A 24,095-nucleotide genomic window follows, 5' to 3' on the forward strand; every position below is an offset into this window, starting at 1 on the left:
CTGCATGCCTGCAATAGCAGGCACACAAAAAGGCTGGACGGAAAACTTTACGTTTTCTCGTCCAGCTTTTTTATTTTCGGGGCTTATTGGACCCCTTTTTTCAACTGCCTACGGTACAAGAATTCCGATGTTGTCGATTTCAGCCCCCCAATTCGGATAGGAGAACTTAATCGTATTGCTGCCGGCATTCAAGTTCATCGTTGTAACATAGCTTCGAACAACATTCCAGCTTCCTGAATCCAGCCTTATATTTAGTAATGTGTTAGGGCCGCCATTCAGACTGTAGTTGGGCAACCTCTCGCCGACTGCCAGATAATTTACCTTCACTTTGTAAGCACCCGCTGCTGGTACGGTCACATTAAATTCCACAGCGCCTGCATTACTGCCCATGTTGCCGACTTTATAGCCGTTCGAGCAATTAACGCAGCTTACAACATTGGCAGAACCGGTAAGAGTAGCGTTCTCCGCTTCATAGTAAGTATAAGGATCTTCTGGCATACTAGGCACGGTATTCCTGGAAATCAAGACTGCGGCTCCTCCGGTTGCCAGAAGAGGAATCGTCAGCGTTGAGGAGGCTGTCACTGTACTTATTTCTTTCGTGATGGATTCTCCTGTCGCTCCGTCCTTATACACATAAGCCGTGTAGTCACCCGGTTCAAGGTTCAGGCTTGAAAGGGGAATCGTGACTGTCCTCGCGCCGACGGTCATCGCCCCGATATACCAATCCGAGCCGCTTCGCCTTGCCATAACCGCGTGAGTCCCCGGGAAGCCGTCAAGGAGCTTGGTCTCGTCCCATGAGGCAGGCACAACCCGCAGAAGCTCAGTGCCTTTCCAATTGGCGTATATATCTATGGAATCGGCATAGTTCTGAATCTTGGATTCATACACAACAGACATAGCCAATTGGTGGCCCTGTGTTGTATTTTTGTTCGTGTTGCTAAGAGCAACAGGGGTGTAGTCCATGGAACCAAGCACGTTTCTTGTGAACGGCAGCGTAGTATTGTGAACAGCCGTTGGAGCCGGCGGCCAATACAACTTATAGCGTTCGGAGCCAAGCACTCCTTCCGAGCTTATGACATTAGGCCAAGTACGCTCTTCCCCGCCCGGTTTTGTGGAGTTGTGATAGTATACCATAAGCTTAAGCTCGGCCGCATAATCGGCTACCGACTCCAGGAAGCTCATCCCGACCTGCGATTCATTGGCCGTCATGTCCACCTTTACTCCTTTAATGCCCCAGCTCGCCCATTTCCGCAGATTCATCCTGCTCGCGCCATATGGGGTATGGACATATGGGCTTGCCCATATGAATATGCCCACATCCTTTGTCTCGGCGTATTGGACTAGATCCTCGATCGTACCGTCGGTCCACTTCACCCATCCGGCGTCAACGGTGACATATTCCCATCCCATTGAAGCTGCGAAATCCACATAATCCTTTTGGCGTTCGTAGGAATATGGCACTTCACGATAACCTTCAGGAACATTCGGGTCGCCATAATAGTCCTCGCTCCACCACGACCAAGCTGAGATACCCGGCTTGATCCAGCTAGTGTCCGCGATCTTCGACTCCGGATTCAGGTTCTGCACCAGAGTTGAATTGACTAGATCATTCAGATTGTCCGTGACGATCACTGCACGGTAAGGACTCTGGAATGGCAGAGCAACCTGAATTTGTGTTCCATACAAGGCTTGGTCGGCTCCGCAGGAAAACCTCATATTCTGTCCTGCGCTCCCGGTGAGAATCGAAGGGCAATAAGTTCCATCAGCGTTAAATACATTCGCTTCGGTGAATAAAGCCCAATAAGAGTTGTTGTTAATCGACGCCAAGAAAGGCATGGAAATCGTACTGGTATTTAACGCTGTGGGGCTGTAATACTGCCAGGTCCCCTCGTAAGTATTGACTGGCGGGTGACCCCATCCGCCTGTCCCGTTAGGGAAATTGTATTCGGTATATTCCTTCTCGATGAAAGCCTCTCCCATCCCAGGAATAGCGTATCTGAAGCCGAATCCATCATCATATACCCTCATGTATATGATAAGCTGAGCCGAGCCCTTCGAGACAGCATATTCCCTTTGTACCGCGTTATCTTCGTTTACACTTTTTTTGCCGCCCGGTATTGAATAAGTATTGTTCCACGAGGTTGTGCTGGTGGATACGAATGACATTCCCGAGTAGAAATCCGTAGCCGTGGTCTTTAAGCCCAACCGCGATTTTTCAACGATGGTCGCCCCATTTTTTGTAACGCTGTAGTATAATTGCCCGCCTTCCAAGTACATCGTCGCCGTGAGTGTGCCATCAGGCGAGGATGTGGAGTACTGCGTTCCGGTATCAATCGCAAAAGCTGAAGGAGCAAACGTAAAGATCATAGTCAATACCAATATGAGACTTACTGCTTTCTTAAATGACATTCTTTCTCCTCCTTTATTAGTCGCTCGAAGCTAAAGAAGTACACAAACCAATCGAACCCTGCAAGCTTACTGCTAAGAAAGACAAGAATTTTCGGAAGCTTGGCTGGTCATCTACGAATGCCCTATAGAGTCAAAGCATCGGTCCGCAGGAAAGTAATGTGGTTAGCTTGTTTTGCAAGGGCTTAGTTGGGCAAGCGCTTTCATTTTACCCCCTCCTTTTCTACCTAAGACCGATCTCCTGACTCTATTATCGGTGGAAGGAAGAGAGAGATTCCATAATAATTTCCTCTGAATCCTATCGGAATCTAACGCAAAAAAAAAGAGAGGGCGATAGCCCCCCATTCCTTCATTTATAATCTTATTCTACCGTCTCCTGCTCATCATCCATAATCAACATCATGATGATATAGGCAAGCTGTGCTCCGTCCTGCATCCCCTGCCAGTACAAGTATTCATTCTCCACTTCTTGCTTATAATGACTTATATCTTCCCATTCAGAGAATTCCGGTTTATTTATAATAGTTGGATCTGAAAATAGCCTTTGAAAAGCCATATCCTTTTCTTCCCGTATTCTCCTAAGCTCAGGATCCAGTGCTACGCGAGCAAAAACATCATCCAATCTGCACTGTAGGACACTTTTAAACCATGTCGGAAGCTTCAAGGCTTGTTCCTCCTCGGCCGTAGTTTCCTCCTGATTTTTTGAGCTTCTTAAGATGTAGTCGCAGCATTAACCTGTCTACTTTTCTACTAATGGCTAGAAGCTCTTCATGTTCAGACAAAGGAATAACTTGTTCAATCAACGCTTCGCCAAGTGTATTCATCTTGCGCCTTTCTTGCTCTATTCTTTCATGCAAGTAAAGCATTTTGTTTAGCCTCCTTTTTCTCATCCTCTCAACGCAGACCTACTGTACCCGAGATTGTATTTATAATTTAATGCGATATTCGGTTTATTTTATTTTAATGCGATATTCGCATTAAAACAATAGTGGCTTTGCGTACAATTTGAGTAAAATGAGAGGAGACACAAAATGAAGCATCGAATTGAACCTCCTGGTGACAAAAATATAATCGGTTCACGAGTACTCAATTTGCGTAAGGCAAAAGGGATGAAACAAAAGGAATTTTTAGCTAGATTGCAAACACTCGGGCTAGACATCAGTCCAACCAGCCTTTCACGTTTGGAGGGCCAGCACCGACTTGTCCAAGATTATGAAATATTGATCATTGCCAAGGCTTTAGAAATTTCTGTTGGTGAATTGTTGGGTGAGAAACTCTAAAACCCTATCATTCACCGCAAATACAGTCTATCATCGCGAGTATTAAACATACTTCCAAGGTAATGTATCTCCTTTATCTATTACATCCGTTAACTCAGGGTGTTTGAAGGAAATATGCTCGTGATTTTTCAATAATTTGAGCAAGTTAACCAACGATACCCACAAAGTTTTGGTGGAGCATTTAACTCCCCCATAGTATTAACGTTGATTGATGAAGATAGCTAAAGAATCTTATTATTTCAAGCGGTTCTATAGATGATAATTATATACAATAACAAAAAATACACCTTTTCTATAAGCAGACCGATAAAAAAATCAATCTTCATAGAATAGGTGCACTTTTAATAGTTAGATCAATCAATGATCATTCATTGTGGTCCCAAAAACCGATCTCCATTGAAATGTATGAAATGAGATGGAGCATCTGCTACCCGAACCTCAGTTCCCCATGCAATTACACTTAAATATTTACCTATAACAGAGCGATTTGGAAAAGCAGTAATATACACTATATCAGCAGTTGAATTTCTGAAAAGCCGTGTTAATTCAGCATGCCGTTTTCCGTCCACTGGTCGTGGCTCGTCACTGACTCAGTAAGTAGCAACCAATTCTTCCAAGGATTATAAATTACTACATCTGGCATTTTTCCACGTGTGTCGACTGAAATACCGAGTTGACTTAATAATTCCTCATCGAGGTATTCCCCACCAGTATCGCCAGCAAATATCAAGATACCTCCTGGAACAAATCTTTCAGCAAACTCTTCGTTAATTGCCTCTATTAACTCACTTTGTTCACCTTGGCTAAGCATTGATCTGTTTGCCTAGGGCAACTTGAACTAGGATTCTATTTTGATTCCTTTCTTTGGCATACCTCTCTACTTGAAATTTTCTCGTTTAAAGATATGCTTCTAACGCTGGTTTCCAATTTGGAGTATCATACAGTTTAATTAGTTCAAAGCCTTTGGCTCAATCTCGTGTTGGTTATCTGGGTTGAACAAAGAAATCCCAGCTTCAATGAACTGTTGCATCGTTTGACGTCTGAATGTCACTCGAGTGTTTGGTGCATAGTCTTTCACATAATTCATACGACAAAACTCCATCATCGGTGTTATACCGATAAGCTGGTTTTTCACTTCTGACCATGTCTTATCTTCTAGACCGTATTGCGCTAAATAGTCCACCTTATCCCCCATCAATGAATGGATCGGAAATCAGAAAGCATTTGATTCAATACTTCACCTGTCTTCAAACGAGATACGATATTTTCTTGATGTCGGTGATTATCTACCTCTATCCATGAAAAGCCTCTATCAAGACTGTTAAATCTATCGATGAAGATTTCATTATATTGTTCAACATATGTAAAGAATGAATCCTTCTCAAAATCATCTTCAAATAACAGAACGACTTCAAAGAAACATCTTCGGGCGAACGATGCTTCTTGGTTATTATCGTCATAGAGGAATTTGTTTAGTTTATAAGAAGGGCTATCTTTTGTAAAATACTTTAGTGCATAATCGTGATTCACCCTATGTTCTCCAAAGAAGAGGAACCCCCATTCAGGGGTAGGAGTGCAATATCGCCCCCCATCAAGAAAAACTATCAGATCACCATATAGCTGCGTTCCAAAATAGTTGATACTGAGATTTCGATATGTAGTAGATGAATCCGTCAATGAGTACGCATAGAACTCAGATTTAGTTCTTGTCTCATCATCTTCACTTATTGTAATGGTGAACTCAGGATTATAGACATGGTAATATGTATCTTCATTACGCTTCCATTCACTCTTGTTCGCAAGAAGTTTCATAACCTGTTCAAAAGGTGATCGGGTTAATAAGAAGCGCTTTTTCCATAGATACTCTACGTTATTAATGTCGGTGCTCTTATTAATATCGGTGTTGGTGTCGCCCACCCGTGTATAGATGTAATTGGCACGAACCCTTCTACCCTGAATATCATAGTCCTCGGTTAGATAATACGGAGTCTCTGTGCTGTTTTTAATGATCAACACATCAACCTCCTGATCAGCAATAATTAAGTTTCGCAACTCTACTTTGGGGCGAATACCTGACACAAACTTCTTATCCTTTAAAAAATCAATCATCTGTTGCTGAGTCCTTCGATTTTCATCATTGCTTACCCCGACAACCTCGTAAGTCCTGTCTACAACTCCAAATATAATGTAGGCGTCCCTATCTACACGATTGTTTGCCATACAAATAATGTCATGTAAAAGATCAGCCGAGTTGCTATGATACTTCACTTTGAAGTCCCAAAAATCATCTTCTCGCTTAGAATCGATTAGCATCAATACTTCGTCCCTGAGTTTCAAACTCATTCCCCCACCATTCATAGGTTAGTCCGTGAAATTTTCTATTTCTTTACCAAACCAACTGCATACGTCTAACTTCTATTTCGCTCCTACCCTCAGTTAGTATCTGTTCATAGTCGCATCTTTCTGTAAAAGACCTTCTATGCTTACTTTGTTGGGTTCTATTGATATCGAATAACCTATAAAGTGGTCAGCTACCTCCTTTGGTAGAAAAAAACATTATTTCATTAGTGGACATCTGCATTTCCTCCTTATATCATACCTTCAGAAGAAGAGAGAATGAAAACAAAATACTCATTATTTTTTTTTACTAACTAAGCCCCAATTATCTCTGGTTAACTCATTTATTAGTTGAAAACTATTCTTCTTAAGATAAAAGTTATATAGCTTTTCCTTTTTTTATAGTCCACAGTAGATAATGGAGCATCTAATCTTTCTATCTCCATATTTCTCAAGACTTCAACTAAACAATCTAGTATAAGAGTTCCAATTCCACGTCCTTTTTTAGTCCTTAAGTTAAATTCTTCAACTTTTACGTAGTTCTGTCCTCTAAAAATACTTCCTAATATTATTGGTTCGAAACTCTCATTATCAACAAAAATCCTACACTTCAATTGTCTTAAGTGCTTCAATGGGTTTAACCTGAGAGACGATAGCCTTCTTTGAATTTCATTGTTATATTCTTTCTCCTCGTCAAAAAGAATAACTAATTCCTGACTCTCCTCAATATCGTAAATATAAAAATGACGTTTAAAATCTTCTTTCAACATAAATTTACTCGCATTGCTCATGTTATTCACCTTAAATGACATCCTCCTTTAGTGCTCCTATGTAATACTAATAATACTACTAATTGAGTAACTAATGTGTTAAACAAAAAGCACGTGAAATACACAGGTTTAACCTGGTATTCACGTGCTTCGTGATTATAAAGTATTCAATTAGGTTAAAAATATCACAATTAACCCACGAAATCAACTGTATGCCAAAATTGTTTAAATTTAAAGCGCCTTAATATATTTATCAATTGCTGATATATTTAAGTACCCTCTAAACTTAACCAGTAAATCTGTTACAGTCGCAGTACTTATCTCCCCTTCCTTCACTCGAACAAACAACTCAACCAAGGCATATAAAGGTACTAGTTTATAGTTGTGTTGCTTAGCCAAATGACTTGCTTGATCTATAGCTAGTTCTTGGAAATCTGGTTTCCCCAAGCAAATATAACCAGTTGGATTTAATCTTGCTGATTGAGGAATTACATCCCCTGCTTTCTTAGAATCTATAAACTTAGTTTTATCCTCCTTTGCTGTAACTTGAATAGTATATACCTGACCATTGTTTAATTCCATCGATAAATCAGGCTCACCTTTACTCTGTTGTGAAATTCTTCCCACTGTTCCTTCAATAAAATCTGCACCAAATAATTCGCACAGTTTATGTTCAAACTCAATTCCCTGTACACTATATAAACTTTTAATTAATAAAGATTCTAAACCTATTCTTTCAATTCTTCTAACATGATCTTTTTCCCAAAATTGCGAGTTTCTATCCCTTTTTTCGTTAATAGCTTTTATTACCCTATCTACTTTTGTTGGATTAATTACACCTTTGAACTCTGCTGAGTCTTTTTCCAAGAACTCGTCCAATGACATTAATCCCGAATTGATCAGTCTTATTTTTTCTTCTCGTGTCAAATAATTAGATAGAGAATTAAGGAAGGAAGTTGTTAGTGTCGATCTATTTGTTAAGCATTTGTTTAGTCGATCAATCTCATTAGAAAATTCAGGCTTTATCACATTGGTAATTTGATAAACTATTTCCAATATCCAACTCACATTTAGTGTTATACCCCTAATACTCGCAGAAGTAAAGCCGAATGCTTGTTTAATTGAGTTTAGACTATGCTCACTGTATAAAATATCCTTTGCTAATACAACCATTGAATATGAGGCACACAAAGACGGGGACAATGATCTACCTGATTGAACTAATCTTTCATATTCTGATAGATATACTCCAGTCATTCCACTATTAGAATACTCATCAATAAGACGAGCTTGTATCTTCTGTCTAAGCTCATGATTACTCCATCTAATTCTATAGAATCTTCCGTTTACTTCCTCAGTTTTCGAAATTAAGTACAAAAGTTCAAGATCGTTTAGTAATACTGTTTTTTGTACATGATCTACAAGCATAGAGAATGACTCTATAGAACATCCCATCGCAGCACACACTTTACCCAATTCAGTAATTGTTATTTTTGCATGAGCAGACTGCTCAAAGAGTCCATATGTTAAACAACTATCTATCCCTTTATTAATGTGAGCAACAATCTGTTTCCTTGTACTTTCATTATCCCATGAGAGAGCTGCGTAAGTTTTGAAAATAAAATCCATTATGCTTTCCACTGTACTACCGTATCCTGATGCTACAACATCTAACACTCTTAAACTAATATCCCTGTTTTCAAATGCTGATTTGAAATCCTCTAATGGTGCATTTAGATAAGTTCTTTTTATGAACTCACGTTGAAGTGCATTTTCTACTAGAAAAATTCCTCTTCCAAAATCACTAGTTATTCCTAATCGCCCCGCACGACCAAAAATATTTCGTACTTCTCCAACGCTCCAATCCACATTCACTGGTGTACCACCAGATGAATCCCATTTCTTATGATCTGCAAGTATCACTGTTTTACACGGTAAGTTTACACCCATTGATAGAGTTGTGGTAGAAACTATAATCTTGATGTCTCCTTCTCTAAAGCCTGCTTCAACTAATCTTCGTTCATTAATATCGCAGTCAGAATTATGAAAGGCAATTGAACTCCTTAGAGTTACTATTAACTCGTCTCGGATTTCGGTTTCAGGCTCTTCTCGAAGCTTTCCAATTATTTTCGAAGCCGCAGGCAAGCTTGAAAATTGATTAGCTAGCTCCCTTGCCAATACTTGTGTTGATGGGACAGAGTTTTTTATAATAATGATTTGTTCGTCATTATCAAGTAAATACTGAAGCAAACCATATAGGTTAGTAGCATTTATTTGTTCTGTTCCTAATAAGGATGTATTCCATTCTTTATACTCAAAACTTCCATTTGTAAACAAAACTCCTTGCCTTAGCTCTAATGGTCTTTCCGTTACTTGAATTACTTGTGCCCCAAGCCACTTATCAAAACCATTTAATGCACCTAGAACAGCGCTTAAAGCTATTATTTGAGTTTTTTTATAGGACTCTTTTATCTTTGTCAGCAACAACTCAAGATTACCGCCTCGATGTGGATCACTCATCATTTGAACCTCATCAACAATGACACAATCACAACTATTTAACATGTTAGGATTAGAAATCAACATTCCCGAAAGCTTCTCATACGTCATTACTGCAATATGATAATTTCCGATTCGAATATCTTCATCGTCATCTCTATGGTCACCATCTGAAATACGAATATTAAAGCCATGAGTATGGTATTTCTCCTTAAACTCTTCGTATTTTTCATCTGATACTGACTTGAATGGTACAAGATAAATGCTCTTCTTATTCATATAGGAATACTGAACAGCTGCCATTTCTCCAATAAAGGTTTTGCCAGATGAAGTTGGGGCTACAACTAATAAATTTTGTCCTTGTAATGCCCCCTTCTCAATTGCTTCTATTTGTATTGGTAATAATTTATCAAAACCATTTTGCTTCCAAATGTCAATTACATCAGCAGGAAAATCCAATTTAATTAAATCAACAATATTCATATAGTCACCTCATTTTTTATTTCAATTGCTATTTAATAAACTAGATATACTTTTCTTTATTTTGTTTATAATGCATCCATCTATAAAACAATTCATAGATAAAATCTTTACACTCTTCTCTTGTCATAGATCTTTTCATTACACCATTATTTGATCTATCCTCTGCATGCCTTGCATTATCACCTAAAACCCTTACGTCATTAACTGAACCAGTAAATGTACTAACTTCCTGATCAGTATACTTTGGATCAATGTTTACGAATAAGTCTCGTGGTCTTTTTTTACCAGTTGTAAATGTTCTAGTAAGATCATCACGAATGATTTCATATACTTTATACATAACCACTGCATCGTTCAACCCAAAGCGAATTATAGAAAGTGCTTGGTTAACCTTCTCCTCATTAAAAGCTAGTTCAATCCATTTCGCAGGCTTATTTTCCAACCTCTCGTCATGGTTTAAATCTGTTCTAATATTAACTCTTCCCTGTAAATCATAAGTGTCTGAATTATACATAAAAGCTTTTTTCTTACCATCCTTATATTGAACTACAATTTCTTGAGTTGATAAGGAATCATTTTCTAGGTTTAAATTCACAGTCATCATACCATTAATTAATTTAACGTAGTTATTTGCAATATCTTGTACATCCTCCACATAACCATCATCCGCAAAAGAATTAAAGTTATCAGATTGCATATAACAACAACCATATTCATCAAGTATAAAATTCAAACTAGAACTCTTAAAATGATTAGACAACACCTTGTATGTATCCATTTTCTTAGCTAAAACCCTAACTTGCCATCGAAGCATTTATACCTACTCCTAGTCGTTTTGTGAACAATTAATTAACATTCCCCTAAAAAAAACGCTTATCATGCATTATTGGCACATCATCATAGTTCTTCTTTCCCACAAGAAATTTGTCCCATTTTTCAAGTATCTTTGGGAAATGCTTTTTTATAACTTTTCTCGTAAAACTATTCCTTGAATTAGAGGTTAGTGTAATGTATTCTATGTTAGGCATCATCAAAGCTATGGTAGCTACAATACTCATTCCAAGAATCATTATACAGAACTTCCAAAAATCATCTGGAAAAAAATCAATTCCAATTAATGCGAAACTTCCAGAAAAATAAACTAATAAAGCAGCTAACACATTACTACCTTTTGCTGTTTCAAACAAAAATCTCATTGATTCAAAATAAAGCCTCTTCCAATATGGTTTAGATTGAACATACTGCTGCCATTTAAAGTCTCGATACAACAACCCAATAGAATTTCTGTAACCTTGTTTTACTTTATGGTAAAGATTATTTTTAAAATCCCACCAAAAATCTTCCCACTTCTCTTTATCACGTACCACTTTAAAATTTTTATACTTGTCACGTAAATCATACAAAATATCTAATAGCTCTAAGCTCCCTAATTTATATACAGGAATATCAGTAGCCGTGTACTTATCAAAATACAAATCAAGCAACTTTTCTCTATTTTCAGCACTCATTGTTTTATCAAGGATCTTATCCATCTCATGATACATAGGACTATATATTTCTTTCAAATTCTCTTGTGTAAATTGAATCAATCTATCATTTTTTTTACTTCTTATACCATAAATATAACCAAGGCTGGCAGACACAACAGCTGCCGCAACAGGCAGATACTTAATGAAGTCTATTTCCAATCAAATCACCCTAACTTATCTTTTCTAAATTCCAGTCGAAATCTCCTAATTAGGCATATCATCCTAGTTAAATACTACCATAAAACATTAATATTTGACAATTTCTATTACAAAAAAGAGACAGTCATAATGACTGCCTCACATTTATGCTATTGTTCCAATTGACTTTTCATTTTTGAAATCCATCGCTTTTTACGATAGAAGAAATTTATTTTTATGAAATTTTGTCGAAATAAGCTACCACTTTAATAACAGGCGAATCGAGGCAGAACAGTTTCCAGCGATATTTTGATCAGATTCACACACTGTCGTCCTGTAAAAAATCATTAATTAATTCATCCACTCTGTTTGTCTGTCTTTCGATTAGATTTAATAGTCTATATAAATCAGATTGATGCTCTTTTACATTGTTCAACTCGAATACTTTTCCATTTTTGATTTTCGTTGCTATAATAAAGAACTCCTTACCAGAAGGAAATAATCCCCCACCCTCTATTTTTGTAAAGAAAAAAAAGAAGCTATCTTTATACTCTGAATAGAAGGTTTTCTTTTCATTTACAACATATTCGGAAGATGTCAACAGTATATTGTTTTTGTTTTTAGTTACGTATTTGTCTAACTCTTCATCTAATTTAATTATATTAGAAATATGTCGCCATTTTAAAGTACCTTTATCCGTTGAATTGATTAGTTTATTTACCATCTCAGAGACATTAGACATTAAAAGAACTCCTCTCTATCATTACCATACCTACTAATAAAATATGCTATTTGATTACATAAGTGTTGCTTATTAATCATCTTTTTTTCTTTTTTTAAATGTTTTTCTATTCTGCGAATATATATTCTATCTTTTAACGTTGTAATATTTATAAAACTACTATAGTTATGTATTTCGCCTGATAAATCCGAGATCAACTTATCATCTAATATTTTATTTTTGGCGATAAGGTCTTTTAAAGCACTAAGTCTATCTGCTAAGTAATTTCTATCTGTATTAAATCTTTTTATTTCAGCATACCATTTTATTTTTTTCTTTAAATTTGCCGCTAAGCACAAAAGTATTATAGATATTATCAATCCTATAATACTACATATTGAAGCTATACCAATCCAAATCGAATTTGTGGCAATCTCTACAATAATGTGCTTCAAAATGCTCTCACCTTTCTAAAGCTTATTCTTCACAAGTATAGTCTGATTAGATATCCTTAGCAACCAGTATCTCATTATTCAACTATCCATAATTAAATTCTATTAAAATGAATTTCATATGTCTTCAACATTATAACTTGCTACGCAAGTTATTTCAGAAAGCTTCGCTCCTTTGTCTCGGCTGACGCTCGATATAAATGAATTATTACAATTCCTTTCAACTTAGCACCTACCCTATATAAGAAGTAAGTGGGGATGTAGAGATGCTGGAGTGCGACCGAGTGAAGCGAGCATGGAGCGTAGCGACAACTAAGTGGCAGCGATTACCTTAACGCTGCGTAACTGTGGGAGAGAAGTAAATTCACTTCCCGCTGATTTGTGAATGTAAATTAATGTTTTTCTTCTCACCTGTTCACTTGTATATACTTCGCATAATGTAATATAAAAAACACCACATAACATAGCTAATTAAGCTACATTAAGTGGCGCTTCTACTTTAAGTGTCAATTCCTAGAATCGCGTTTCTCGGCAACATTCTGTTACTAATACCTGTATTATTATGTAGGAAATCGAAGATATCAAACATTAATTTTGCAGTGATTTCATTATATTCGTTGCCAAAAAACATCCTTGAAGACTTCCTTGCTTCTTTTTTTGGAAATATAACTGTGTACATTACAACGTCCATATATCGTAGTATATCTTTTGATTCTTTGGGTCTTCTTAATATTGTAATGCACAACTCTACTAGAGACTCAAAGAATCTTGGTTTATAATCTAAGTATTCTCTAAGCTCATCATAATTTTTAACAGTAGACTTGAATCTTTTGTTTACCATATCAAGAACTGACATATACTTATCAAGGTTGTATGCACCATCGTATAAGAATAGTAGGGTTCCAGTTTTTACATCACTTAGACATGTCCTAAGTATATAGCTACATAACTTAAACATGGCAATGGTAAACAAAATAACATAATCAACCACTAGCAGTTGATGATTCTTATTTTCATGATAGAGATTTGCTGAGTAATTCCTCCATTGTCACAGACGCTTCTTTCTTCACTTTCGTCAATCGCATAGCCGACAAAAAACCTCCTTAAGCAATCTGATTTTTAGTCAGATACTATAAAGGAGGTTTATTGTCATATACGAATTACAACACACAGGATTATCAATTTTACTACAATTATATAGTCCATGACTATCCTTGATTAATTATTGTTAATAAGAAGTACCGAGGACGGGAATCGAACCTCGTACGGTGGTCACCCACCAGGATTCTAAGTCCTGTGCGTACTTGTCTCACGTTGAAAGCTTATAATATCAACACTTTGCAGTATCTACATGGTTTAAACCCAACAGGATTTACTTTGTTATCCCCTCTGAAATTAAAGAAATCCTGTTCATGCTTATTGGGTGCTAACAAGATGCATAATACAAACACAATAAATCCCCTAAGGTATACATGCCCAGTCAGCCGACATGTCATTCGGTACATGACCGTTATCCGTACTTTCTTCTTTGAATTCCTACAATTGTATTTACGTCATCAATCCAATCGCTTCCTAAATGGGCGTTCAGAAGCGTATGCATATCTTTATACGACCATATCTGTATCCTCTTATCCTCTTTTTTTAGATTTTCACTAACATAACCAGTACAAAAAATGACCCCTCTGTTCACTTCATTCTTATCAATAACACGACTAAATGCTTGAACAGCCTGTAGAGTAAGTCGTGTAGTCTTATATAGCTTACACTCTACATAGACCTGCTCAAAACCATCAGGTCTTTTACCTCTAGCTATAATATCCTTTCCACCATCGCGAGTGGCTTTAGTCCACAAGGTGTCATAGCCCATACGGTCATACAAATACTCAATAAACCATTCAAACTCTACCGATTTTAATGTCAGTAGCTTCTCAATAGAGTTATCGCAGTGAATAAACTTGGCAAAGATAATTTCTATACACTGTGCTATTCCAATGATACGATCATCAGGGAGATTGGGCTGTGAGTATAAATAGCTTTCAAGTGCTTGTACTGCATTGTATGGTGCTGCTGGAAGCAGTTCTAGTATCCATGTAACTCCTTCCCAAGCTTCTAGTCCTTTACTAAGTCTGATTATCTTTTCACTACTCGCCATCTTTATAGCACGTTGACGAATTTTCGCATCTGCAACGCTCTGCATCATCTTATTAACTGCATAGTCACTTGTATCTTGATTGCGTATTAAAGGCTCTAATAGACACCTCAACAAACCTTTAACATCTTCCTGATGTACATCTTTGATGTTCCCTATATACTTATCCAGCCATTCGTCATACGGAATCCTTAATGCTGGATATACTTCTTTCCTACTCAATACAAGGCTCTGCCACTCTTCAAATGTCTGATAGTTAGTTGTGTAAAGCCACTCGTTCAGCTCCATTTGTTCCGATTCCTCCAATACAAATACTTCAATTATGAATCTAATCCGAGTACTTTATTCTGTCCCATTTAATCATATTTCTTGCCGCAAATCCCTTCGCAACTCATCAAATAACTCTGACAACCAGGCCCGATCCTTACATTATATGTATTTTTCTACCCTCTTGGCAAATAGAGCGTTCTTATTCCCTTTTGCTCATATTTTAATGAGTAACACCCCATCCTAATACGGCTATTGCCCATGCTGCCATTAAATCCGCCTGAGTTCGTTCAAACTCTGCAATTGCCACCAGCATCCCCAATATAACTATTCTTGTAGATCTATTCCCAGCACGCCAGTATTCTTACTTCCGCATTACTTTTTTGACATATTTCTCTGCTTTGTAATCTTTCTTAATTTCATAAAGCACAGTACCGTTAACCTCACTCCATGATTCCAAGATCATCCTCAGCTCAGCTTCAATTCTGTCCTTGACCAGTTGAATATCATCATGCCTGAATGCTTCAATCATGCTTACCAAATCATCACGATCTATTAGCTTTACATGATTTATACCTGCTAGTGTTTCACATGACTTTGTAAACTTTGCAGAAGCTATCACAATTGCTTTTTTCGCCTTATAATACCTCATACAAGAGAATACCTCCTGTACTGCACTTACGCCCACCGAATCCCGAATCGGTGTAACGCTTCGCTTGTACCACTTTCCTAATACCCTCTCGATCAGTAAAGACAATATCTGCCCCGAAATCTCTACTTCCAACTGTTTTATAGACATTAGAGTATCCAAGTTCAATAAACAGTCTATAGAGGTACATTTCAAATTCCGATCCATCTTCCATCCTATCAATATCAGAAATTGATATGTTTTTTTAAATCGTAATCATGAGGAAATGGCTGGCTCTGTTTTTCACTACTTTTATTGATCCTATACCTAAAAAACACATTAAAATCAAAGCAAACGAAAAAACAAATAACAGAAGACCTCCCCACTATATATTACGTATCGATTCAGAGATAATAATTGTAACATACGACCTACTTTTTCTTCCATGCATCGCCAAAAAAGGACATTTGATGTATAATTAATATAAGTAAAAAGTAATATACTGATATTTACTCCGCTGTGCAAGAACAGTTAGCATTATCATTTTTATATTAACTGCGAGGTGAGCTGTATATGTCGATCCCTAACGCTATTTACAAAGTAAATGATGAGGATTTGGGTGTACCAGTTTACGTAACTGATTTAGACAAAGATTCATACCGAGATAAATATAAGTATCATTTATTTTGTCCTACAGAGAACTGCAAAGCAAAACTGGCTTATGTGCAGACAAAGCCAGCACAGTTTAGAACATGGAGACTTGAAGATCATATAAGCGGCTGTGATTACGAATTTGTTCGTCAAGGTATAAAGCCTGGCAGAAGTGCTGAGCAAATTAATGTAGAAATGAAGGAGGATCAGAGACGAAGAGTTTTAAAAGAAGCCTTAGAATTGGCAAGAATGTCTGAACAGCAACTTGAAAACCTCCGTGCTAAGAGGAGGGAGTGGAGAGTTAATAGGAGTCCTACAACCGATAGGGATAACAAAGGACCAAAAATCAACGTTGTTACTGTTGATGGAATTGATGAAGGCGAGATAGCCGGCGTTACTTATAGAAGTCGTCCTGTTTTAAAAAGAGATGCTGATGTATTAAAAGAATCCGATATTGGAAAACATCGATGTGTAACTGGGTACTTTGAAGAGTTAGTTGAAGACGGAGAAAGAATTATCATTACTATTTTCAGAAAAAAAACAAAAGTCAAAATTATGTTTGAAGAAGCTTTTCGCGCGAATAGCCCGAACTATGTAGGACTCTTTCATCATATCAACAAATATATGCATAAATATAATGATGCAATCTGTATTAGCATCGGCGAGGTTCGTTTATCAAAAGAAGATAAAACCCAATATGAAATACAAGTTTTTCAAGGTGAGGATTTTACTATTGATGGTATGAACTTACTAGGATTGGCAGCAAAAAATGCACATGAAAAATTCTAGTATTTTCAAGCAAAAAAGAATGTCGCAATTTTTTTTGTGACCTTCTTTTTTTAGTACCTGAACGTAGTCAATTTATTTTGACTGTATCGCTTTCATAAATATGTCATGAAGGTTCACATATCTCAATGTCGTTTGAATCGATTGATGTCCAGCCAACTTAGCAATATTTTGAATAGATACGCTAGGTTAACTAGGCTTTTACAGAATATATAGCGTAGCGAGTGCACAGAGTTTTTTCCTACCAACTTCTCTCCCTTCTCTGTCCTCTCCAATTAAACTGCATCGCTCTAATTAGGTATCGCTCTCGTTGTTAGCTGTCCTAAATGATCTGAAACGAACAAATATGGGCTCACTCTATATGCTTCTTTATTACATTCTGTCCAAAAACTAAGTTAAATTTTTTGTTTTTTTCCAATTGATAAATTGGGTAAATGCTTCTTCCATTGTAGCAGGTGCAGTTTTCTTCACTTTCGTCAATCGCATAGATAACGAAAAAACCTCCTTCACAGGCATCTGATTTGGTCAGATACTGCAAAGGAGGTATTATCTGCTTCTCGTGAGTCCTGTATACTAACTTCAAACACGCAGGACTACCAATTTTATTACAAGTATGTACATCGTCTAAACCTTATAATATCAAGGTTTGTAAAAGTGCCAAGGACGGGAATCGAACCCGTACGGTGGTCACCCACCGCAGGATTTTAAGTCCTCTGCGTCCTTGCCATTCGCAAAACTCACATGAATAATGGCTTCACGGTTTGAGGGTAGAAACGAGACTTTATTTTACATCATTTTAACTCAAATCCTTTTTCCCTTCACCCTGTACCACTAATACTCCTAATCTGTATCACATCGAAATAATCGGTAAATATATGGATCTTAATACACTGTGCCATTCCTCACCAACAAAGCCACTGACTCCACATGAACCGTCCAAGGAAACATATCCACCGGAGTCACTTCCACCGTCTTATACCCGCCATCCTCCAGGATGCGCAGGTCACGTGCTAACGTGGATGGATTACAGCTCACGTAGACGACGCGCTTCGGCTGGAGCGCGAGGATGGTCTCCAGCAGCGCCGGGTCGCAGCCCTTGCGCGGCGGGTCGACGACGACGACGTCGGCTTCTACGCCTTCCTTGCGCCAGCGAGGCATGACGACCTCGGCTGGGCCGGCTTCGAAGCTGGCATTGTCGATGCCGTTCAGCGCCGCGTTGCGCTTCGCGTCTTCGATCGCTTCCGGCACAATCTCGACGCCGTATACATGGCCGGCTTGTCTCGCCAGGAACAGCGAGATCGTGCCGATGCCGCAATACGCGTCTATGACTCGCTCCTTGCCGCTCAGAGCCGCATACTCGACCGCCTTGCGGTACAGAGCCACCGTCTGCGCTGGATTGATCTGATAAAATGAGCGCGCTGAGATCGCGAAGCGAATCCCATCCAGCTCATCGTAGATGAACTCGCTGCCCCACAGGACGCGCGTCTCATCGCCGAAGATCGCGTTCGTATGCTCTTCATTCACGTTCTGCACAATGCTCTTCAGTCCCGGCAGCGAAGCGCGCAGATGCTCGATCCACTCCGGCTGGCGAGGCAGCCGCTTGCCGTTCGTCACCAGCACGACCATGATCTCGCCGGTCACGACGCCAGTACGGGCCATAATATGGCGCAGAACGCCCTTGCCCGTCGATTCATCGTACGGCTGGATGCGCAGCTCGCGCGCAACCTTCTTCACGACGCGGACGACCTCGTCGTTATGCTCGTGCTGGATCAGGCAATCGTCCATATCGATGATGCGGTGCGTGCCGCGTGCGTAGAAGCCTGCAACCAGCTCGCCATTCTCCCCAGCTGCGCCGACAGGCACAGCCGCTTTATTGCGGTAGCGCCACGGATCATCCATGCCGATCGTAGGATGCACGACAACGCCATCCTGTGCGTCTCTCTCGCCAGCTACGTTCAACTTGCCGATACGCGTCAAGTTGTCGACGACATGCTGGCGCTTCCAGGCAAGCTGCGCCTCATAGTCGAAGTGCTGCAGCTGGCAGCCGCCGCATTCCTTGTAGATATCGCAAGGCGGGTTAATCCGGTCCGGGCTGGCCTTCACCAGCTCCTGCAAGCGGGCGTAGCCGTACTGCTTCTTCAGCTTCATGACGCGCACGCGCGCCTGCTCCCCGGGAAGCCCCCCTTGAACAAACAGGGTAAAGCCGTTCGCCCGGCCTACCCCGTCACCGTCATGAGTCAGGCCGACCAGGTCGACCGTGAGCTCTTCATTTTTTTGGAACGGAGTGTCGTAGCTTGGCTTAGCCGCTCTCGCGCTCCTCGCGTTCCTTCCAGATTTTCTAGTCATATAATCTCCGTTCTCTCTAGCATGCTGTTGACTATTCCCTTAACGGTACGTCGATACGCCCGTCTCGTCTGCGAAGATGCGCAGGTGAGAGGGCAGCACCGAGAAGTGAGCCGGCAGCACGCCGCCATACTCGCCGTCCAGGTTGATCTGCACGTAATCCGGCGTCGTCACCTTCAAGCTGTTCGTGCGCAGATGGATCACATGCGGATCGGACAAGTGCTCGCCCCGCAGAGCCAGCGTGACAAGCCGTATGAATTCCGCCAGATTCATCTTGCGGATCAGAAGCACGTCGAGCAAGCCGTCATCCAGCTTGGAATCCGGCGCAAGCCGCTCGAAGCCTCCTACGGAGTTGCTGTTGCAGATCAGGAACAGCATGAATTCGTCATGGAATTCTCCGACGCCCTCTGCGACAAACTTCAGCTCCGTCGGGCGCAGGCGTGTCATCTTCTCCAGGCCCTTCATATAATAAGCCAGTTGCCCAACCATCGTCTTCAGCTTGCTCGGCACATCATAGGTCAGCTCCGTCAGCGACCCGCCGCCGGCAATATTGATGAAATAACGCTCATTCGCCACGCCTACATCGACCGGTCTCGTATACTGGCCGATGATCAGATCACAGGCATATTCCCAATGCTTCGGAATGCCGGTCGCGCGCGCGAAGTCATTCGTCGTCCCGACCGGCAATATGCCAAGCGGCGGACGATTCGGCTTATTCGCAAGTCCGTTGATGACTTCGTAGAGCGTTCCGTCACCTCCCGCAGCAATGATCATGTCATAGCCTCTCTCTGCCGCGTCAGCCGCGGCCAGCGTCGCATCGCCTTCGCCGATCGTGGCATGGCAGGTAGCCTCGATGCCGCCTTGGTCCAGACGCTGCAGAATATCCGGAAGACGCCGTTTCATCTCTTCTCTTCCCGATGTCGGATTATAGATAAGCCTCGCGCGTTTCATTGCAACTCGCTCCTCCTTATGGAACAACACTAACAATAACCGTTGCGGGACAGCCAGCCGTCCATCTGCCGGTGAAGCCACCTCTCGATAGCGGGGTGAGGCAGCATGGCGCGGCCGTTGTACCGGTAGTCCAAGCCTTCAAGTCTTGCGGGTATTACTTTATTGGTGAAATAACCTTGGCTTAGAAAAAGAGGCACGACGATGACGTCATCGACGTCCTCCTGCTGCTGCAAGGCTGCGAGCTTGCCAGCCGCCTGATCGGGCAGCAGCATCGCATAATCGGCTTTGGCGAAGCTGCCCAGCCCTCGCACACGCTCCGCTAGAGCGGATAATCCGGCCTGCCAGCGTTCATGGAAGACCGGCTCCTTGCTGCCATGGCCGATCAGCAGCACAGCTTCCCGATCAGGGCGCGCTGACAGCTCCTGAATATGTGAAAGCAGCAACTCTGCAATGTCTTCATCATCGTCAATCGGGGAGCCGTAATGCACATTCGCCTCCACACGAAACAAACCCAGGTCTCCTGCAAAATCAGTCAATGGCGCCAATCCGAACGCCTGACCAATCTCATCGACATGGGTGCTGCCGGAGGAAACGAATAACGGGAGCACGAACATATCCGTCACTCCCTGTTTCTCCAGCTCGTCTATACCATCCTGAATAAGTCTTCCCTCAACGATCTCCAGAAACGCAGAAACAACGGGTACAGGAATGCTGCCCGATGCTTGGCGTACGGCCTCGTCTATGAGCTTGACCCAACTCTCTTCCCTGGAACCGTGACTAACGACCAGAATGCCGGGATTCATGCGGGCCTGCCTTAGCGGCCCAATCTCTCAAGTGTCATCTTGTAGCCGTCGTTGCCGTAATTCAGACAACGCTTCACCCGCGAGATTGTTGCTGTGCTGGCACCTGTCTCCGCTTCAATCTGATTATAGGTGCTGCCTTTGCCAAGCATACGAGCCACCTCCAGACGCTGGGAAAGCGACTGTATCTCGTTCACCGTACACAAATCATCGAAGAAAACATAACATTCCTCAACCGATTTCAATGTAAGGATCGCTTCAAATAGTTGGTCTATTGCTTTATCATTCAGCTTCTTCAGCTGCATTCGCATTCACTCCCATGAGTACTATTGCTATCATTGTAAAGGTTTAAGGATTTTTTTTCAAACGTTACCGTATTCACGCTTTACAGGATGTAAGAAGAAAGCCCGTCCGATGCGGCATTGTCATCTTCCGACAGGGCATATATCTCTAATTTTATTCCATAACCGGGCATTCGTCCAATCACTTCTTCGCCTATCCCATAGACTAATAAAAAAAGGGTTGTGATCACCTTGAATCATCATCAATATCCCGGCGTCGGCAACCATGGAGGCGCTGGGCGTAACCAGGATTATGCGCATCGGCAAGGGCAGAATCCGCTAAGCCGACCTTATAACGGGCAACAAGGCGCCTTTCATTATACCGGCGACGCCACGCCGCAGCAGAACGTCCATATCTCGCAGACGCAGGCAAGCCCAAGCCTGCTGCCGGCCGTTGTACCGCCGAGCCCCCCTGTGGAGGTGCAGCCGAAGAAGGGCTTTTCCCTCGGCAATCTGGCCAGCCTTGCCAATCTGAATGAAATTAAAGGCTTTGTCGACCGGATGGGCGGACTGGACGGCATTCTGACCACTATCACCAAAGTGCAGAAGGTCGTCGGCAGCATCACGCAGATGGCGCCGCTTGCGAAGGTATTATTCGGCAAAAGCAAAAAGTCGAGCTCGAGCGAAAGCAGCAGCGGAGGAAGCTTCAGCAGCGAGCGCAGGCCAACCAGGCGCAAGAGCCGCCGTACCGGGAACGGCAGCGGCAGATCCAAAAGCGGAAATGCCGGCAGACGGCGCAACAACAAACGGAGAAGATAAGTCCGGTTATTATGATACGCACACAAGAAGGACAGCTGCCGCCCGGTCAAGGGCGGCAGCTGTCCTTCGTCTTCCTAAAGAAGTCCGTCTCTTACAAGAACAATGCTTTAATAATCCAGAAGAAGATCATCGCCAGTATAACTGTGATCGGGATGGTAATGACCCAAGCGATCAGAATCCGTCCCGCTACGCCCCAGCGCACTGCGGAGAACCGCTTGGCGCTGCCTACGCCGAGGATAGACGACGTAATGACATGAGTCGTACTTACAGGCAGATGGAGCATAGTGGCAGTCAAGATTACAGCGGCAGAGCCCATATCCGCAGCAAAGCCGTTAATCGGCTCAATCTTGAATATCTTCGTGCCCATTGTCTTGATGATCTTCCAGCCGCCTACCGAAGTTCCGAGCGCCATCGCTGTCGCTGCGGAGAGCTTAACCCATAGCGGAACGTCCATATCCGTCTGAATGCCTGCCGCGACAAGGGCAAATACGATAATCCCCATCGCTTTCTGCGCATCGTTCGTACCATGCGAGAACGATTGGAACATGGCCGTAATGACCTGGCCGGAGCGGAAGCCTTTATTGATGCTATGCGGACTTGAGTTTGCAAAGATCCGCTTAAGCAGCCACATCAGGATAAAGCCGGCGGTGAAAGCAATCAGAGGCGAAATCAGCAGGGCTTTCAAAATATCGGTAAAGCCCGACGCATTAATCGAGCCCATTCCAGCGCCCGCGATAACCGCTCCGGCAAGGGAGCCGATCAGCGCATGGGAGGAGGATGAAGGAATGCCGAACCACCAAGTGATCAAATTCCAGGCTATTGCGGCCAGGAGCGCGGCAATGACAATCTCGACCCCGAACTCGAGGTCAGCGGGATTGGCGACGCCGCCCCCGATGGTTTTGGCTACCCCTGTAAATGTCAGCGCGCCAAGGAAGTTCATGAGAGCAGCCATCAATACGGCAACTCTAGGCTTCAGTGCACGGGTAGATACAGATGTGGCAATCGCATTGGCCGTATCATGAAAACCGTTAATAAAATCAAACGAAAGCGCCAAAAAAACAACGATCCATAACACATACAATTCCATATTGACGACCCCTACTCCCTAAAGTTAGCTATTGCGCATGATGATCGATTCCAGCGTATTGGCTACATCCTCGCAGTAGTCGGTCGTCTGCTCAAGTCTTTCATAGATTTCCTTGCGCTTGATCAGCTCAATTGGATCTTTAACGTTAGCGAACAATGTCGTAATCGACACGCGCAGCACGTCATCGCCCTGGTTCTCCAGTTCATTGATAGCGATGCAATGCTCGCGGATCGCGAGTAGTTTCTTCTGTGTCAACAGGTAGATTGCGCTCTTGATCTGATGCGTAGAACGTACGAGAACGTCTGCGAACAGTGTAATGTACTCATCCTTCTCGCGAATATGGTACATTTCGAAACGGGAGGCGCAAGCCTCGATGCCATCCAGCACGTCGTCAAGGGAGGTCGTGAGTGCCATAATGTCCTCACGTTCGATTGGCGTAATGAACGTCTTGTTGAGTTCCTTCAGTATCGTATGCGTGTACTGATCGCATTGGCTCTCGTATTCCTTCATTCTTTTGGCGAAGGCCGTTACGTCAGACAGATCGGATACACCTTTCGCAAAGTATTCCGTAGCCTCAACGATTGTGTCTGCCATCTCTTCGAGTGTTTTAAAGAAAATATCCTTCTTCTTGAACATGTCAATCCCCTTATCGACTTAGATTGTTAAGCTGTCCTGCGACACATACCTGAATCAGTTTACTACCGATTTGTTAACGGAG

The 24,095-nt window shown here is 41.6% G+C and carries 23 protein-coding genes and 1 pseudogene; 3 read left to right on the forward strand and 21 right to left on the reverse strand.

The genetic code is table 11. The features are described 5' to 3' along the window. Positions 1-108: 108 nt before the first annotated feature. The 3 genes from D3P09_RS09195 to D3P09_RS09205 form a co-directional block, all read right to left on the reverse strand. Positions 109-2,409, reverse strand: coding sequence for a glycoside hydrolase family 97 N-terminal domain-containing protein (locus tag D3P09_RS09195; RefSeq protein WP_120109190.1), 2,301 nt, complete (start codon positions 2,407-2,409; stop codon positions 109-111). Positions 2,410-2,767: 358 nt separating this feature from the next. Further along, positions 2,768-3,070 carry a hypothetical protein gene (locus tag D3P09_RS28055; RefSeq protein WP_243644026.1) on the reverse strand — a complete coding sequence of 101 codons (303 nt, stop codon included), beginning with the start codon at positions 3,068-3,070 and terminating at the stop codon, positions 2,768-2,770. Continuing rightward, complete coding sequence (locus D3P09_RS09205) at positions 3,048-3,272, reverse strand: aspartyl-phosphate phosphatase Spo0E family protein (RefSeq protein WP_120109192.1); 225 nt, start codon at positions 3,270-3,272, stop codon at positions 3,048-3,050. The genes D3P09_RS28055 and D3P09_RS09205 overlap by 23 nt, the downstream gene beginning before the upstream one ends. A gap of 165 nt (positions 3,273-3,437) precedes the next feature. Between D3P09_RS09205 and D3P09_RS09210 the strand changes: the two genes are divergently transcribed. Continuing rightward, the gene (locus tag D3P09_RS09210; protein WP_120109194.1) at positions 3,438-3,686 is read left to right on the forward strand and encodes a helix-turn-helix domain-containing protein; all 249 of its coding nucleotides are present in this window, start codon (positions 3,438-3,440) and stop codon (positions 3,684-3,686) included. 368 nt (positions 3,687-4,054) lie between these two features. On the opposite strand, the pseudogene D3P09_RS28475 reads toward D3P09_RS09210, so the two are convergent. The 12 genes and pseudogenes from D3P09_RS28475 to D3P09_RS28420 all read right to left on the reverse strand — a co-directional run bounded on the left by D3P09_RS28475 (position 4,055) and on the right by D3P09_RS28420 (position 15,894). Further along, positions 4,055-4,497, reverse strand: a pseudogene (locus D3P09_RS28475) (BsuBI/PstI family type II restriction endonuclease). Positions 4,498-4,635: 138 nt separating this feature from the next. Then, positions 4,636-4,869 (reverse strand): hypothetical protein, encoded by a 234-nt coding sequence (locus D3P09_RS27890; protein ID WP_207892468.1) that lies wholly within the window; start codon positions 4,867-4,869, stop codon positions 4,636-4,638. A gap of 11 nt (positions 4,870-4,880) precedes the next feature. After that, on the reverse strand, positions 4,881-6,029 hold the full coding sequence (locus tag D3P09_RS09220) for an ATP-binding protein (RefSeq protein WP_165867369.1): 1,149 nt from the start codon (positions 6,027-6,029) through the stop codon (positions 4,881-4,883). A gap of 341 nt (positions 6,030-6,370) precedes the next feature. Beyond that, the gene (locus D3P09_RS09225; RefSeq protein ID WP_133304985.1) at positions 6,371-6,823 is read right to left on the reverse strand and encodes a hypothetical protein; all 453 of its coding nucleotides are present in this window, start codon (positions 6,821-6,823) and stop codon (positions 6,371-6,373) included. A gap of 201 nt (positions 6,824-7,024) precedes the next feature. Next, the gene (locus tag D3P09_RS09230) at positions 7,025-9,775 is read right to left on the reverse strand and encodes a DEAD/DEAH box helicase (protein WP_120109200.1); all 2,751 of its coding nucleotides are present in this window, start codon (positions 9,773-9,775) and stop codon (positions 7,025-7,027) included. A gap of 40 nt (positions 9,776-9,815) precedes the next feature. Next, on the reverse strand, positions 9,816-10,589 hold the full coding sequence (locus tag D3P09_RS09235; protein WP_120109202.1) for a hypothetical protein: 774 nt from the start codon (positions 10,587-10,589) through the stop codon (positions 9,816-9,818). A gap of 46 nt (positions 10,590-10,635) precedes the next feature. Further along, positions 10,636-11,463 carry a hypothetical protein gene (locus D3P09_RS09240; RefSeq protein ID WP_120109204.1) on the reverse strand — a complete coding sequence of 276 codons (828 nt, stop codon included), beginning with the start codon at positions 11,461-11,463 and terminating at the stop codon, positions 10,636-10,638. Between the two features lie 298 nt (positions 11,464-11,761). Further along, positions 11,762-12,184, reverse strand: a complete 423-nt coding sequence (locus D3P09_RS09245) for a hypothetical protein (RefSeq protein ID WP_120109206.1) — start codon at positions 12,182-12,184, stop codon at positions 11,762-11,764. Next, complete coding sequence (locus D3P09_RS09250) at positions 12,184-12,618, reverse strand: hypothetical protein (RefSeq protein WP_120109208.1); 435 nt, start codon at positions 12,616-12,618, stop codon at positions 12,184-12,186. Before D3P09_RS09250 ends, D3P09_RS09245 begins: the two co-directional genes overlap by 1 nt. A 1,507-nt stretch (positions 12,619-14,125) precedes the next feature. Beyond that, positions 14,126-15,052 (reverse strand): restriction endonuclease, encoded by a 927-nt coding sequence (locus tag D3P09_RS09260; protein ID WP_120109212.1) that lies wholly within the window; start codon positions 15,050-15,052, stop codon positions 14,126-14,128. Between the two features lie 343 nt (positions 15,053-15,395). Continuing rightward, positions 15,396-15,683, reverse strand: a complete 288-nt coding sequence (locus D3P09_RS28415) for a restriction endonuclease (RefSeq protein ID WP_341538281.1) — start codon at positions 15,681-15,683, stop codon at positions 15,396-15,398. Continuing rightward, positions 15,670-15,894 carry a restriction endonuclease gene (locus D3P09_RS28420; RefSeq protein WP_341538282.1) on the reverse strand — a complete coding sequence of 75 codons (225 nt, stop codon included), beginning with the start codon at positions 15,892-15,894 and terminating at the stop codon, positions 15,670-15,672. Before D3P09_RS28420 ends, D3P09_RS28415 begins: the two co-directional genes overlap by 14 nt. Before the next feature lie 338 nt (positions 15,895-16,232). Here D3P09_RS28420 and D3P09_RS09270 point away from each other — a divergent pair, with 338 nt between their 5' ends. Further along, on the forward strand, positions 16,233-17,099 hold the full coding sequence (locus D3P09_RS09270) for a hypothetical protein (protein ID WP_120109214.1): 867 nt from the start codon (positions 16,233-16,235) through the stop codon (positions 17,097-17,099). An 879-nt stretch (positions 17,100-17,978) separates the two neighbouring features. Here the strand turns inward: D3P09_RS09270 and rlmD are convergent. The 4 genes from rlmD to D3P09_RS09295 are packed head-to-tail and all read right to left on the reverse strand — an operon-like array spanning position 17,979 to position 21,495. Next, positions 17,979-19,442 (reverse strand): 23S rRNA (uracil(1939)-C(5))-methyltransferase RlmD, encoded by a 1,464-nt coding sequence (gene rlmD / locus D3P09_RS09280; RefSeq protein ID WP_120109216.1) that lies wholly within the window; start codon positions 19,440-19,442, stop codon positions 17,979-17,981. 39 nt (positions 19,443-19,481) lie between these two features. Next, complete coding sequence (locus tag D3P09_RS09285) at positions 19,482-20,390, reverse strand: diacylglycerol kinase (protein WP_120109218.1); 909 nt, start codon at positions 20,388-20,390, stop codon at positions 19,482-19,484. A 29-nt stretch (positions 20,391-20,419) separates the two neighbouring features. Next, the gene (locus tag D3P09_RS09290) at positions 20,420-21,193 is read right to left on the reverse strand and encodes a sirohydrochlorin chelatase (protein ID WP_120109220.1); all 774 of its coding nucleotides are present in this window, start codon (positions 21,191-21,193) and stop codon (positions 20,420-20,422) included. Positions 21,194-21,204: 11 nt separating this feature from the next. After that, a complete protein-coding gene (locus D3P09_RS09295; protein WP_116046509.1) occupies positions 21,205-21,495 on the reverse strand; it encodes a YerC/YecD family TrpR-related protein in 291 nt (96 codons plus the stop codon). A gap of 228 nt (positions 21,496-21,723) precedes the next feature. Between D3P09_RS09295 and D3P09_RS09300 the strand changes: the two genes are divergently transcribed. After that, positions 21,724-22,290: a hypothetical protein gene (locus D3P09_RS09300; RefSeq protein WP_120109222.1), complete on the forward strand. Its 567-nt coding sequence runs from the start codon at positions 21,724-21,726 to the stop codon at positions 22,288-22,290. Between the two features lie 91 nt (positions 22,291-22,381). On the opposite strand, the gene D3P09_RS09305 is transcribed toward D3P09_RS09300, so the two are convergent. Next, positions 22,382-23,377, reverse strand: a complete 996-nt coding sequence (locus D3P09_RS09305; RefSeq protein ID WP_120109224.1) for an inorganic phosphate transporter — start codon at positions 23,375-23,377, stop codon at positions 22,382-22,384. A gap of 24 nt (positions 23,378-23,401) precedes the next feature. Continuing rightward, a complete protein-coding gene (locus tag D3P09_RS09310) occupies positions 23,402-24,013 on the reverse strand; it encodes a DUF47 domain-containing protein (RefSeq protein ID WP_120109226.1) in 612 nt (203 codons plus the stop codon). Positions 24,014-24,095 lie beyond the last annotated feature (82 nt).

It is taken from the genome of Paenibacillus pinisoli, assembly GCF_003605435.1.
In the GTDB taxonomy this organism is placed as follows: Bacteria; Bacillota; Bacilli; order Paenibacillales; family Paenibacillaceae; genus Pristimantibacillus; species Pristimantibacillus pinisoli.

What these genes read in the sequence shown, in the direction of transcription:
- D3P09_RS09195 (WP_120109190.1), bottom strand. Translation starts at nt 2,409, where the DNA reads ATGTCATTTAAGAAAGCAGTAAGTCTCATATTGGTATTGACTATGATC.
- D3P09_RS09205 (WP_120109192.1), bottom strand. Translation starts at nt 3,272, where the DNA reads ATGCTTTACTTGCATGAAAGAATAGAGCAAGAAAGGCGCAAGATGAAT.
- D3P09_RS09210 (WP_120109194.1), top strand. Translation starts at nt 3,438, where the DNA reads ATGAAGCATCGAATTGAACCTCCTGGTGACAAAAATATAATCGGTTCA.
- D3P09_RS09220 (WP_165867369.1), bottom strand. Translation starts at nt 6,029, where the DNA reads ATGAGTTTGAAACTCAGGGACGAAGTATTGATGCTAATCGATTCTAAG.
- D3P09_RS09230 (WP_120109200.1), bottom strand. Translation starts at nt 9,775, where the DNA reads ATGAATATTGTTGATTTAATTAAATTGGATTTTCCTGCTGATGTAATT.
- D3P09_RS09235 (WP_120109202.1), bottom strand. Translation starts at nt 10,589, where the DNA reads ATGCTTCGATGGCAAGTTAGGGTTTTAGCTAAGAAAATGGATACATAC.
- D3P09_RS09245 (WP_120109206.1), bottom strand. Translation starts at nt 12,184, where the DNA reads ATGTCTAATGTCTCTGAGATGGTAAATAAACTAATCAATTCAACGGAT.
- D3P09_RS09260 (WP_120109212.1), bottom strand. Translation starts at nt 15,052, where the DNA reads ATGGAGCTGAACGAGTGGCTTTACACAACTAACTATCAGACATTTGAA.
- D3P09_RS28415 (WP_341538281.1), bottom strand. Translation starts at nt 15,683, where the DNA reads ATGAGGTATTATAAGGCGAAAAAAGCAATTGTGATAGCTTCTGCAAAG.
- D3P09_RS28420 (WP_341538282.1), bottom strand. Translation starts at nt 15,894, where the DNA reads ATGGAAGATGGATCGGAATTTGAAATGTACCTCTATAGACTGTTTATT.
- D3P09_RS09270 (WP_120109214.1), top strand. Translation starts at nt 16,233, where the DNA reads ATGTCGATCCCTAACGCTATTTACAAAGTAAATGATGAGGATTTGGGT.
- rlmD (WP_120109216.1), bottom strand. Translation starts at nt 19,442, where the DNA reads ATGACTAGAAAATCTGGAAGGAACGCGAGGAGCGCGAGAGCGGCTAAG.
- D3P09_RS09285 (WP_120109218.1), bottom strand. Translation starts at nt 20,390, where the DNA reads ATGAAACGCGCGAGGCTTATCTATAATCCGACATCGGGAAGAGAAGAG.
- D3P09_RS09290 (WP_120109220.1), bottom strand. Translation starts at nt 21,193, where the DNA reads ATGAATCCCGGCATTCTGGTCGTTAGTCACGGTTCCAGGGAAGAGAGT.
- D3P09_RS09295 (WP_116046509.1), bottom strand. Translation starts at nt 21,495, where the DNA reads ATGCAGCTGAAGAAGCTGAATGATAAAGCAATAGACCAACTATTTGAA.
- D3P09_RS09305 (WP_120109224.1), bottom strand. Translation starts at nt 23,377, where the DNA reads ATGGAATTGTATGTGTTATGGATCGTTGTTTTTTTGGCGCTTTCGTTT.
- D3P09_RS09310 (WP_120109226.1), bottom strand. Translation starts at nt 24,013, where the DNA reads ATGTTCAAGAAGAAGGATATTTTCTTTAAAACACTCGAAGAGATGGCA.